At 43.4% G+C, this 13,033-nt stretch carries 11 protein-coding genes; 1 reads left to right on the top strand and 10 read right to left on the bottom strand.

The annotated features are described in order from the left end of the window. Nucleotides 1–128: 128 nt before the first annotated feature. The 8 genes from D8790_RS01990 to D8790_RS01955 form a co-directional block, all read right to left on the bottom strand. Nucleotides 129–3,947: a pullulanase gene (locus D8790_RS01990; RefSeq protein ID WP_125387394.1), complete on the bottom strand. Its 3,819-nt coding sequence runs from the start codon at nucleotides 3,945–3,947 to the stop codon at nucleotides 129–131. 396 nt (nucleotides 3,948–4,343) lie between these two features. Then, nucleotides 4,344–4,550: a hypothetical protein gene (locus D8790_RS10790; protein ID WP_125387393.1), complete on the bottom strand. Its 207-nt coding sequence runs from the start codon at nucleotides 4,548–4,550 to the stop codon at nucleotides 4,344–4,346. A 55-nt stretch (nucleotides 4,551–4,605) separates the two neighbouring features. Then, nucleotides 4,606–4,821 carry a hypothetical protein gene (locus D8790_RS10785; protein ID WP_125387392.1) on the bottom strand — a complete coding sequence of 72 codons (216 nt, stop codon included), beginning with the start codon at nucleotides 4,819–4,821 and terminating at the stop codon, nucleotides 4,606–4,608. A gap of 693 nt (nucleotides 4,822–5,514) precedes the next feature. Further along, nucleotides 5,515–5,952, bottom strand: coding sequence for a transcription antitermination factor NusB (nusB, locus tag D8790_RS01975; protein WP_181951229.1), 438 nt, complete (start codon nucleotides 5,950–5,952; stop codon nucleotides 5,515–5,517). After that, nucleotides 5,945–6,334 carry an Asp23/Gls24 family envelope stress response protein gene (locus D8790_RS01970; RefSeq protein ID WP_125387390.1) on the bottom strand — a complete coding sequence of 130 codons (390 nt, stop codon included), beginning with the start codon at nucleotides 6,332–6,334 and terminating at the stop codon, nucleotides 5,945–5,947. The genes nusB and D8790_RS01970 overlap by 8 nt, the downstream gene beginning before the upstream one ends. Nucleotides 6,335–6,364: 30 nt before the next feature. Then, nucleotides 6,365–6,925, bottom strand: coding sequence for an elongation factor P (efp, locus tag D8790_RS01965; RefSeq protein WP_125387389.1), 561 nt, complete (start codon nucleotides 6,923–6,925; stop codon nucleotides 6,365–6,367). 61 nt (nucleotides 6,926–6,986) lie between these two features. Further along, nucleotides 6,987–8,048: a M24 family metallopeptidase gene (locus D8790_RS01960; protein WP_125387388.1), complete on the bottom strand. Its 1,062-nt coding sequence runs from the start codon at nucleotides 8,046–8,048 to the stop codon at nucleotides 6,987–6,989. 66 nt (nucleotides 8,049–8,114) lie between these two features. Further along, on the bottom strand, nucleotides 8,115–9,521 hold the full coding sequence (locus D8790_RS01955; RefSeq protein ID WP_125387564.1) for a Cof-type HAD-IIB family hydrolase: 1,407 nt from the start codon (nucleotides 9,519–9,521) through the stop codon (nucleotides 8,115–8,117). 66 nt (nucleotides 9,522–9,587) lie between these two features. On the opposite strand from D8790_RS01955, the gene D8790_RS01950 reads away from it, so the two are divergent. Then, nucleotides 9,588–10,550 (top strand): asparaginase, encoded by a 963-nt coding sequence (locus D8790_RS01950; RefSeq protein WP_125387387.1) that lies wholly within the window; start codon nucleotides 9,588–9,590, stop codon nucleotides 10,548–10,550. Nucleotides 10,551–10,715: 165 nt separating this feature from the next. Here D8790_RS01950 and D8790_RS01945 read toward each other — a convergent pair whose 3' ends face one another. After that, nucleotides 10,716–10,973, bottom strand: coding sequence for a DUF896 family protein (locus D8790_RS01945; RefSeq protein WP_125387386.1), 258 nt, complete (start codon nucleotides 10,971–10,973; stop codon nucleotides 10,716–10,718). Between the two features lie 20 nt (nucleotides 10,974–10,993). Then, entirely contained in the window at nucleotides 10,994–13,033 is a 2,040-nt protein-coding gene (glyS, locus tag D8790_RS01940) for a glycine--tRNA ligase subunit beta (protein ID WP_125387385.1), read from the bottom strand.

The following is a 13,033-nucleotide window of genomic DNA, read 5'->3' as shown; positions in this document are numbered from 1 at the left end:
AAGACGCAGTGGTTGAGTGGGCTCTACTACGCTGAGTTCATCAGCTTTTACAGCCCTACTCAACTGTACGGAGGTGGGACGACGAAATCGAATTCTAACGAATTACCGATTTCTGTCCCACTCTCACTTTATTGCTTCTTTCTAAAAGTGAGCAAGCCAGCCAAGAAGGCAAGGGAAGCACCTAAAATCGCCAGCAGGGAAGTTTCTGTGCCCGTTTTCGGCAAGACTTTTTCTGTCGAAGCAGTCTCAGTAGGACTTACTTTGTCCTGCTGTGGCTTTGCGGCAAGTGGTTTTTGACTCTCTGACGATGGAGATGTAGATGGAACTTGAACAAGCTTATTCGACAATTTAGGACTATGGCTTTGTTCTTTTTGAAGTTCCTTAACGCTGCCTTGAGGCTGATTTTGCTGGATATCTTTACTTGTATCTTGAGGCTTTTCTTCTTGAGCTGGACTCGCCTTTTTAATCCGCAAAATTGTCGCCGTCAGCGGAGCTAGGGTCAAGCCATTGCTACTTCTAGTGACACCAGCTGGATTTGCAATAGCAGAAACTCCTGCGCTATTGCCATCAGCCACAACCTCTGCACCTGCTAGATGCTTGTAGGCTTCACCAAAGTTGAAGTTTCGCTCCTTTTTATCCGCATTGACAAAGACTGCATAAATATCGCCATTTGAAGCAACCACTTGGTAGCCAAGGACAAGGTCTTCTTTCTCAACTCCATCCTTTCCAGGCTGGGTGATGAGAGTCACATTTTGATCCACTTCTGCTTTGGAACTGCGGGTAAAGGCGTCCGTTGATTTCCGCAAACTAATCAAGCCCTTCATGTAGGCATGGCTCTTTGCATTTTCAGGGAATTTCTCCGCATCAGTCGCCTTGGTCCAGTCAAAATGATTGACCGCGTCGCTTGAATCATAAGAATCATGAATGAAATACGGGTATTCAAACGGCGTGCCGTCCTCATTGGTCAACAAATGCGCTTTGTTTGGAACCTTGTCTTCAGAAACAGGATATTTATAGGCAGGATCGCGGAATTGCTTGGTCCGGCCGTACTCTTGACCAGAGTGGATAAATGGTGTCCCTTGCGAAGTCAAAATCATCAGATTTCCCAGACGTAGGCGGCGATGAATCTCTTGATTATTGGCAGCCACTGCCGGATCTTTCTTGATCGACTGGGCAATGATATCAAAGAGCGTCAGATTATCATGGGCCGCAATGTATTGGATCACATCCCCTGGGCTATCTGCCTCAAAATTGGTTGGCTGTGCCTTGATATTCTTGAAAACATCTTCTACATTTCGTTTACCACCAGTGATAAAGGCTGGTGTTCCCTCATTTGGATAACCTGATTTCAAGGTGTTGCGAATATCATCTGAGAAGACCGCCACCGTGTCTGTTGACTTCATCCAAGACTGGTCAGCAGGCTGGACTGCTTTATTTTCATCACCTGCATAAGTCTTCCAGCCCTCACCCAGCATAATGAGATTTGGGTTGAGCTTCTTGGCTTCTTCAAAGGCTTTTTGGATGGACTCAGCATCGTGGTCTCCCATCATATCAAAGCGGAAGCCATCTACCTTGTACTGTTCCGTCAGGTACTTGATCGAATCCACCAAGACCCGTCTACTCATATAGTGGGTAGTCCCCAAGCGGCCGCCACCAAAGCTGGTTCTCGGTGTGCCATCCGCATCCATAAAGTGGTAGTAATTAGGCTCCAAGTCCTCGAAGATAGAAGTCTTAGCCGTATGATTATAGACCACGTCCATGATAACGCCCATACCACGCTTATGAATTTCGTTGACAAGATTTTTAAATTCCTCAATGCGCTTGGCTGGATCTGTCGGTGTGCTCGAATACATACCTGTCAGCGAGAAGTAGTTTTGCGGGTCATAGCCCCAGTTGTAGTTGCTGTTGCTGGAAGCGTACTTGTCCATGCGCTCAGCATTTTTCAGCTCATTTACAAAGTAGTAACTCAGAACTGGCAAGAGCTGAACGTGGGTCACTCCCAGTTCTTTCAAATAATCCAATTTCTCAATGAAAGCTGAGAAGGTTCCAAATTGAGATTTCAAATCCTTTGAGATAGCTGGATCTGAAGTAAAATCACGAACATGCGCCTCATAAATCAAAGCATCTTCCCGCTTCTTGAAGTTCGGAATAGTTGCATAGGTCAGGTCTTTTGGTCCATATTCACTTGGATCTACAAAGGCTGCCTTGGCAATCTTGTAAGTATCCCCCTTGTCCGCATCTTCACTGTTCCAAGCAGCTAAAGACTTGGCATAAGGATCCAGCACCAGAACCTTTTTGCCGCCACGGCTAATTTCATAATGATAGAAATAGCCACGATAGTCAGAAAGACCTAGTCCGCTCTTAGGCGTCAAGCTGCCAGTCCATGTGCCAGACTCACCCTTCTGCATAGCTATGCGCCCAAGGACCTTGTTCTGATCTTCCTTGTCATAGACCACCAAATCAACTTGATCCGCACTCGGTGACCAGAAGGTCAGGTCTACTTGTTTGCCCGCTTGAGAAACACGCGCGCCCAAATCACCATCATACTTGTAAAGACTGTCCTTCAGCTGCCAGTTCATGCTGGTTTTAAATTGGTCGTTGCCATATTTGATAAGATAAGGTGACTGAGCTTGGTTAAAATCACCGATTAATTTTGCGCTTTTATTCTTAGGATCCAGAACCACATCTTTAACAGTGACTTCTCCGCCATCTTTGTTGGTAATTTTTAGGTTTTTCAGAATGTCTTCTTTTTTAGCGTTTTCCAAAGTAGAGAAGGTCGCCTCAATCTCTGTCAAACTAACATGCTGGGCTCCTGTCATGCGGACATCATTGACAAAGTATGGGTTGGTATAAACCGTTGGATCCGCATCACGCAAGAAAATCTGGCTAGTCTTACCCAAATTTGCAAAATTATAATCCTGTTTTTGAATCTTCACATCATCTCCTGACTTGCTTTCATCTAAAAGCAGGAAACCAATCATCTTTGCAGCCTCTTTCAGAGGAACATCTACGTAGCGACCGTATTTTCCAGTCTTTTCAAAGTCCACGCCATCAGGCCAATTTTGACCTGGATTTTGCACATCTCCCCAGAGCCAAAGGGATTTCTTATCATACTGACCATCTGTGCGATAATAATTGATCCGAAGCATTCCTTCTTTCAAAGGCTCGGAGGTATGAGGGTTATAGTCTTTGTCAAACCAAACTTCATTCATCTGAGGGCTGAGCAGCTCAACCGTCTTATCACCCGTAATATTTTGACCTGCTGTATTGTTGATTAAGAGACTAACCTTGCTTCTTTTCTCTGCCATCTTGACATCAAGGTAATAGCCATAATCATCTTTTTTAGCTGTCGCAAAACTAGTCGCACCAGTCGGCCAACCTCCCTTTTGACCAGAAGGCGTTTCAACATCATCCCAAGTCCATAAACCTAAGCTATCCAGATTCTCGGATGGTAGATTTTTGAAATGGAAACGCATATGGCCATCTGCGATAGCATCCTTGGTCGATGTCTCTGACTGATCAGTTGACGCTGGCTTTTCTTTCTCGTCAGATGCAGCTGTTTCCTTTGCTTCTTTCCCAGCTGCTTCTAGAATCGCACTAGAGTCTGCCCCCTCTGTCGGCTGAGCAGCTTGATTTACGACTGCCTCAGGCTGGGCGCTTTTCTCGATATTGCCTTTTTGTTCGCTTTCTTTTTGCGCTGAACTATCCACTTCCTCGGCTTTTGCTTCATCTGCTGGCTTAGGCAAAGCTTCTGAATTAGCAGCTGATACTGTTTCCGTTGCTGGGCTAGTCGTAGCCTTTGTCTCATCCGCTTTGACTAACTGGGCACCTCCAAAGAGAAAGCCAGACGCAATCACGACAGATGCTACTCCGACTTTCAAGCGACGAATCCCAAAATAATGACGCTTTTCACTGGTCCGAGACTGTAGATGATAGTTTCTTTTCATAAATAAAAAAACTCCTTTATTTTTTCCTATAGAAAATACGTGTGCAAACGTTTTCTGTATTTATTATACAGATTCTCTATCGAAATGTAAAGGTTTTCATAGATCATTTTTTTATTCCAAAGCTTTATGTATGATTTCAGATTCCTTTCATACGAAATCCACCGGCTCTCTCTTTGTTGTTTAAGATAATGAAACTAAAAATTTCTTTAGACTCATCAAAAGAAGCATTTCTTGCATAAATCTTTTCTTTAAAAGTATTTTTTAATGCAGTTCAATCCCTGATTACTTTTTGGTATCATATTCACTATCGTTTTCCTTAGCCTATCGCCTGCATTCAATAGCACTGTTCGTTTTTTTAGAAAGATAAGGTTTTCCCAAATTCTAAAGGAAATCAAACTAATCTACATAGAAAAATCTTCTATAAATTCGCGCAATCGTTAAAATTATGATTAAAAGTATAGCTATTATAGACAATACTATTTTCCCAAAACTTATTTCCGAACGGATTATAAAAATGTGAAAGAGAGGTGCCAATCCTAGACCTATAGCAATTAGATAACTAGCAAAGTTTATTGAACCAAGACCTGCAAAAAAATGTTTCATTTTAAATACCCAACTTTTTAACTTTCATTTTATAGTGACTCTCTCTAAATCAGTTTCATTGCTTACTTCTCACCTTTTCAAAGAAATTTGATAGTAAATGTACTCCACTGAAGGCTATTACTATGTCAATTGGTAAGAAATAGTAATCCCATATAAAATGAGACAAAATCAATGATAGAAATAAAATCCAATCAATATAACTATTCTTAAAATGTTCTGCGATTTTATGATATAGAAATGCAATAATAACTGAAATCAAAACAATCGTCATGCTTATCCTCTTGTAATCTGCAAATAATCCATGTATTCACCTGCTCTAAGCTATTCCTCTTCTTGGAATTTTTCAAGTACCTTAAAGCTTTTAACAATACAATCTATTAGATACTTCCTATCTCCTATTATAGCAATTATTATTTAATCCATAAAGTTTATATGTAGAAATACCATACAAAAACGGACAGCAACTTTTTCAACATTATCAAGTTTACTATCAGTTTAAATTTTCCCGTATAGCCCTATTCAAATAGTTATTAAATCCAAAATTCCTCCTCAAAAACTCTCTTCTAAAGAATTGCTCTTTAGGCAATTTTCTATTATCTCTTTCTTTTCTTACTTAGACTGACTAGACGATTCCTCATCTCTAAAAAACCTAGTAAAAATCGTAAGAAACGAAAGCGATTTATCCTATAAGTAGAGATGAAAAGCACATTCGAGGTCTAGCTTGCCATGAATCTATAGGAAAAAGGACCGGCCGAGACCTAAGTTGCCATGAATTTATAGGGAAAGTAAGCAGCCGAGGCCTAAGTTGCCACAAATCTATAGGAAAAATGGCTGACCGAGGCCTAAGTTGCCATTAACTTATAGCAAGATAGACTGTTCCAGACATAGACCCTATAACGGAAACTTTTTAAGCATTATCAGCAACTGCAACTATCAAAAACCAAAAAAAGCTGAGACAATCGTCTCAGTCTTTTTCTTCTGTTATAAATTGGCTTAAAATACCATTGATAAACTTACTTGATTTTTCATCAGAAAATTGCTTGGAAAGTTCAATGGCTTCATTGACCGCTACTCGCTCAGGAGTATCAAACTCTGTGATTTCAAAGATGCCTAATCGCAGGATATTCTTTTCCACTAAGGTCAGACGCTCAACTGTCCAGCCTGCTTTCAAGTGCTGGGCGATTTTCTTATCTAATTCTTCCTTGGATTGAGATACTCCTGTGACCAAGTTGAGTAGAAATGCTGGGATATTGACTTCAGCATCTGTCTGCTCTTCGTCCTTATCATAAGTATAGGCAAAGCGACAAGACTCAATGGCATCCCCTTCATACTCTAGGCTCATCAAGGCCTGAAACGCCCGCTGGCGTAGCTCTCTTCTAGATTCTAACAAAACATCAGTCATTGAGGAAATCCTCATCAAACAGATCTTTCAAATCTGGTTTTGGTGATTTTTCTGGAACAATACCTGCCACATGGATATTGACAGCAGACAGCTCCACTTCAGCCATATCGCTTACAGCGCTTTTGACTGCTTTTTGGATTGCAACTGCAACTGTTGGTACACTGATACCGTACTCCAGATATAGGTAGATATCAACTGATATGTCGCTACTTTCATCTGTATGCAGCGCAACACCGCGTCCAAGCGTACGCATAGAAAGACTATCTGACATGCTTTTATTTGCAAAAGAATGAACGCCCTCTACCTTAGCCGTAGCAATGGCAATAATTTTTTCCAAGACTCGTGGCGCAATAACGATTTCGCCTAATTGTTCGTTTGCCATAAGAATTCCTTTCTATATGAAAGATTGAAATTACGCACGAGAAACGTAAGTTCCTTCGGCTGTATTGATGACCAATTTTTGTCCAACTTCGATGAAGTCTGGTACGTTGACAACAAGACCTGTTTCAAGAGTTGCTGGTTTACCAGAACCTGTTACAGTAGCACCTTTGATAGATGGTTGTGTTTCTGTTACCACCAATTCAACAGTTGTAGGTACTGTTACACCAATCACTTCTGATCCGTAGAATTGGATTTTCACATCTGAGTTTTCAAGGATGAATTTCAACTCGTCCTCTACATTAACGACTGGGATTTCGTATTGGTCATAAGTCTCAGTATTCATGAAATACGCAGTACCATCCATTTGGTACAAGTATTGTGCTGGTACTGTTTCGATGATCGCTTGTTCAAATTTTTCTTCTGGACGGTAGCTAGTCTCAAATGTAGAACCAGTACGAACATCACGCAATTTCATACGCATGATAGTATTTCCCTTACCTGGTTTGTGGTGGCTTGCTTCCAAGACGCGGATCAATTTACCATCTGCAGTTTCAAAAGTCATTCCAGCTCTCAGCTTGCTTGCTTCAATCATTTGTTTTTTACCTCTTTAATAAATAATTTACTCTTTATTCTACCATAAAGCTTGATAATTCTCAAATCACAATCAATTCTTTTGGAGCGAGGGTCAAGACCTCACAACCAGTCTCTGTGATCAGAAGGTCATCTTCGATCCGAACGCCGTATTTACCATCCAGATAGATCCCCGGCTCATCGGTCAGAACCATACCAGCCTTGATCGGCTCTTCTGACTTGCCAAAGTAAGGAATCTCATGGATGTCCAGACCAATTCCGTGGCCAATTCCGTGGCTAAAGTAAGGGCCGTAGCCTGCATCGTTGATAATCTGGCGTGGAATCCGATCAAAATCAATACAGCTGAGTCCAGCTTTAGCCGCTTCTATCAAGGCTTGATTGCTGCGCAGGACAATGTCATAAATCTCCCGCTCTTCATCTGTCACCTGCCCCACATGAACAGTCCGTGTCATATCGCTGACATAGTGGTTATAATAGCAGCCAAAGTCCATGGTCAGGGTTTCACCATTTTGGATAACCTTGTCACTAGCCACACCGTGCGGCATAGCAGACCGATAGCCCGAAGCGATGATAAAGTCAAAGGAGGCACCTGAAGCACCTAGCTGGCGCATACGGGCATCCAAAAAGTTCATGACAGCCAGCTCCGTCGTCTGACCAGGCTTGATAAAGTCCAGCACGTCTAGGAAGGCTTGATCCGAAATCTGACAGGCCTTGCGAATAGTCGCGATTTCTTGCTCATCCTTGATCATGCGCAGATTTTCGATAAAGGCTGTCATCGGCACCAGCTCATGACCAGCAAACACACTTTCCAGCATCTTGAAGTAAGCATAGGAAATCTCATCATCAAAACCGATTTTTGCCAACTGATCGTCTGCAATGATTTTAGCAATTTCTCCAACTGCATCCCGCGTTTCAACAATATCAAAGCCTTCAACCACGCCCTTAGCAATCAAGGTATAACGAGAATCTGTCAGGAAAATTCGTCGTGACTTGCTGATGAAAACTGTCGCTTCCGTGCCGCTGAAACCGGTTAGATAGTAAATATTTTTCAGATTGGTTACTAGGACAGCATCGCATTCTGTCTGAGCCAAGGCTGCTTCAAATTTTTCAACTCTTGATAACATGAGAAAACCTCCGTAAAATAATTCGATTGAGTATCGTAAAATAAAAATTCTGTTGATGAAGAGTCGCTACTCTTCGTCTTTTGATTCTTTTTGCGCCTTTTCCACATTGCGCTGATAGGCCTGAATCTGTCGTTCCAACTCCCGTTCGATCGCTGGTTCTGGCGCATATTTTTCTTCCCAGTCATCTGGTTTGAGGATTTTATGGGTTACTGGATCAAAATGCGCTTTTCCATCTGGGAAAATTTTCCCCATATTGGCCTGATGGACAATATCGAAAATCCGCTCAGGATCAACTCCCATCAAGACAAAGCTACCGTAAGTAAAGTAGAGCGTATCGATCAGAGCATCCACTTGACCAACTAAGGAGATTTCTGCCTTGCTCTTGCTACGAACCTTGGTAGCAGCCTTATCTAAAGCCTCGTGCATTCTGGTCATCGACTGATCAAATTCTTCCTCTGAAGAGCTGGCAGCTCTGAGAAATTCAACCAACTCTTCCAGCTTAAAGTCAGCGCGATGCCGTGCTTCTTCTGGTGTCCAAGCGATGGGTTCTTCCTGCGTAGACTCATCCATAACACTATGGAAAGTCTTAACCTTATTGAAGTGGTGATCGCGGGACACAAAGACTTTCTCACTCGCTAAAATACCAAAATGTTCTAGTGCCCGATGAATCCCATCCTGACTATTGCTGCTCGTCGTATGCTTGGCTACTTCCTTGACAGAGCTGGTACCATTCCCCATGGCAATAGACAAACCAACTCCCGACAGCATTTCCAAGTCATTGTCAGAGTCGCCGAAGGCCATGACCTGATGGATATCAAAGCCATACTCTTGACCGACTAGACGAATGCCCTCTAGCTTGGACATCCCTTGATTGATGATGTCCGCTGCATAAGGACTAGAACGAGTAAATTTCAAATGCGGGAAATCCGCTTCAATCTTTGCACTCTCAGCCGGATCCGCCAAAATCAGAACTTGATAGATAGGTTCTTGAATCAATTTCAACAGGTCTTCTTCATGCTGAGGAAGGGCCTTACTTACAATCTTGTTAAAACCATAGCTCACCGTCCGAGTCATCTTTCTAGGAATAAACTGGGTAGCCCACTGTGAAAAAGAACTCATACCAAAGGTCATAATTTTTGAACCTTGCATGGCCTGTTCTGTCCCCAAGGAAATCTCTTTTCGGTGCTCCTTGGCATAGGCAATCAGATCACGCAGGCTCTGCTTATCAATCGGTGTGGCAGAAATGACCCTGTCTTTTGAAAAAATATATTGACCATTGTAGGTGACAGCAAAGTCTAAATCCAGCTTATCCATAAAAGGCTTGACAAAGAAGGGGCCCCGACCTGTTGCTAAACCGACCAAAATCCCTTGTTCTTGCAAACTCTTAATGGCAGCTTCTGTCGATTTCAAGACGGTTCGACTGTCATTAATCAAGGTTCCATCTATATCAAAAAAGACGGCTTTTATTTCCATTGATTTTCTCATTCTTTCCTTTTATGATACAATAAATTATAACACAATTCACGGAGAAGCTCATCTATGAATAAGCAAATTTTAGTTTTACATACGGGTGGAACCATTTCCATGCAGGCTGATGGAAGTGGCGCTGTCAATAGCAGCCAAGACAATCCCATGAACCATGTGGCTGTTCCCTTAGAGGGTATTGAAGTGACGGTGGTTGATTTCTTCAACGTTCCCAGTCCTCACATCACTCCCAAGCACATGCTCGAACTCTACCAAAAAATCAAGGCTGACGCTGACCAATACGACGGTGTGGTCATTACCCACGGAACCGATACTCTAGAGGAAACGGCCTACTTCCTTGATACCATGGACCTGCCTGACATCCCTGTCGTTTTGACCGGAGCTATGAGAAGTTCAAATGAACTCGGTAGTGACGGAGTTTATAACTACCTGACTGCTTTGCGGGTAGCCAGTGACGAGAAGAGTCGAGGTAAGGGCGTTCTCGTCGTCATGAATGATGAAGTGCATGCTGCCAAATATGTCACTAAAACCCACACCACCAATGTCAGCACCTTTCAAACTCCGACGCACGGTCCTCTAGGCCTGGTCATGAAGCAGGAAATTCTTTATTTTAAAACAGCAGAGCCTCGCGTCCGCTTTGATCTGACTAGCATTTCGGGACTGGTACCCATCATTCCAGCCTATGCCGGTATGAAAACAGAACTGCTTGATATGCTGGATTGGCAAAAGCTAGACGGTCTCATCATCGAAGCCTTTGGCGCAGGCAATCTGCCAAAAGAAACTGCGGAAACATTAACAGAGATGGCAGAAGCTGGTCTCCCCATCGCTCTCGTTTCACGTTGTTTCAACGGCATTGCTGAGCCTGTCTACGCCTATGAAGGCGGTGGTGTCAAACTGCACCAAGCCGGAATCATGTTTGTCAAAGAGCTCAATGCACCGAAGGCTCGCATCAAGCTGCTGATCGCCCTCAATGTCGGCCTAAGTGGTCAAGCATTAAGAGACTATATAGAAGGATAAAAAACCAAGCTTGTCTACTCGCTTGCTAGGCATTATTTCTTGATTTTCCTTTATAAATGCTGTATCCCTCGATATAAAGTTCATAAATATTCTTAGCCTTAAGCTAAGTTATAAACTGCAAAAAAAGACTCCGAAATCATAAATCGGAGTCTCTTTTTCTTGTTTTTATGAATTTGGATCATCTAGACTGCGGCCATGAAGACCTTTCTCGCGCTGGATTTGACGCAATTTTTCAGGTGTCACATCATTGCCTTCCTCGTCAACGATCTTGATGCCTTCAATGTGATGGCGAACAGAGCGGCGGTAGCCTTCGATATACTCTTCACGAAGCTTGGCTTGTTCCACTTTTTCCTCAGCAGTTAAGCCTTCCGTTTTTTTCTTTTTAGCCAGTTCGTTGATACGTTCAATTTTTTTAGGATCCATGATTCTACCCCTCTTACCTTTTATTTGGTATTAATCTGATTAAACTGCGCCAGCTGTCCCGCTTTGGCTGTCAAAGAAGACAGGAGAGCTAGGCGATTGTTACGCACAGCCTTATCTTCTGCCATAACCATGGTATGGTCAAAGAAAGTGTCAATAGCTGGACTGAGGGCAAAGAGTTGGTCCAAATTGGCAGCTAAGTCAACTGTCAGCTCCACTTTTTCAATAGCAGCTGCCAAGTCTTTTTCCTCTTGATTTTCAAAGAGTGCTGGATTGACAGCTGTCTGCCCTTGAGCTTTCTCAGCTAGATTGAAGACTCGAGACAGGCTTTCCACTGCTGACTTAAAGTTGTCTTCCTGAGCTTTCTCAGCTAGAAGTGTAGCTGTTTCTACCAAATCGCGTACGACGAAGTGAGTGCTTTGAAGAACAGCCGTCACGATGTCTTTCGGAATGCTGCGGTCCATCATTTTCTCAACGCGGGCACGGAAGAAGTCTAACACGGCCTCTTGATTGTCATAACTTAGGCTATCAAACTTGAGTTCGTAAAGTCGACTAACCAACTGAGCCAAGTCAATGTTCCAGCCAAACTTGTCCAAAATACGCACAACACCCTGAGTCGCACGGCGCAGCGCATAAGGGTCATTAGAACCACTTGGAATCAAACCAACTGAGAAGAAGGACAGAATAGTATCCAGCTTATCAGCCAAAGCCAAGACCGCACCAACCTTGGTGTCAGGCAATTCGCCATCGGCTGAAGTCGGCATATAGTGCTCCCGAATGGCAGCTGCAACTGCAGCATTCTCACCAGCCAGAAGAGCATACTTCTCACCCATGATACCTTGCAACTCATCAAACTCACCAACCATGCCAGTCAGCAGGTCAAACTTATAAATAGCTGCTGCACGGGCCAAGTCAGCCGTCTCATCAGCATCCAATCCTGCTTCTTGCGCCAAGAGAGCAGCAATCTTGCCAGTCCGCTCCATGTGCTCTGCCAGAGAGCCAATCTTTTCGTGAAAGGTCACATTGCTCAGCTTTTCAACCAAGTCGGCAATAGCTAGTTTTTGGTCTTCCCGCCAGAAGAATTCTCCATCTTCCAGACGAGCCACCAAGACTTTCTCATTTCCCTTGATGACATTTTCTAGATGCTCAGCATTTCCGTTGCGGACAGAGATGAAGTGAGGTAAAAGTTTGCCTTCAGCATCGCGCACAACAAAGTAACGCTGGTGCTCTTTCATGGAAGTTACCAAGACTTCCTCTGGCACCTCTAAGTATTTAGCATCAAAATTACCTAGGAAAGCAGTTGGATATTCTACCAGATTCAAGACTTCATTGAGCAAGTCTTCGTCAATCTCGATAGAAACACCGTGCTCCTGCTCTAACGCCCGAATCTGTTCGATAATCATCTTTTCCCGCTCAATAGGACTGGCAATGACAAACTGAGCACGCAGGTCGTCTTCATAAGAATTTGCAGAAGCAATCTCTGCTTCTTGACCTAGGAAGCGATGTCCACGGCTAGTACGGCCGCTCTTGATGTCCAAGAAATCCAAATCAAAGGCCTGCTCATCTAAGAGCACAGTCAAGGTGTGGACCGGGCGGATATATTCAAAGGTGTTGTTGGCCCAGTGCATGCTGACAGGGAAGGTCAAAGCTTGCAGAACTTCGGTCACTGCTGGGATGATTTCCTCTACAGGGCGACCGACCTCTTCCTTAGTCACATAGACGTATTCTTCGCCCTTGATTTCGCGGAAAGTAATGTCCTCAACCGTCAAGCCCTTGCCACGGACAAAACCTTCGGCAGCCTTTGTAAAGTTCCCATCAGCATCCAGAGCAATTTTCTTAGAAGGGCCTTTAAAATCTTCTGTTAAGTCGGACTGCTTATCCGCCAAGCCAACTACGCGCACCGCCAAACGACGAGGAGTTGAGAACATTTCAATTTTCTCAAAGGTCAGACGATGGTCTGTCAGGAAGGCTCCCATCTTGTCACGCAGCTGCTTCATGCTCGGTGTCACGACATAGGCCGGCATTTCCTCCAAGCCTAATTCAACTAATAAATTTTTTACCAT

This window comes from Streptococcus cristatus (genome assembly GCF_003943535.1).
GTDB lineage: Bacteria > Bacillota > Bacilli > Lactobacillales > Streptococcaceae > Streptococcus > Streptococcus cristatus_L.
Note: the sequence above shows the minus strand (reverse complement) of the source record. Positions and strands in the feature narration are given on the sequence as shown.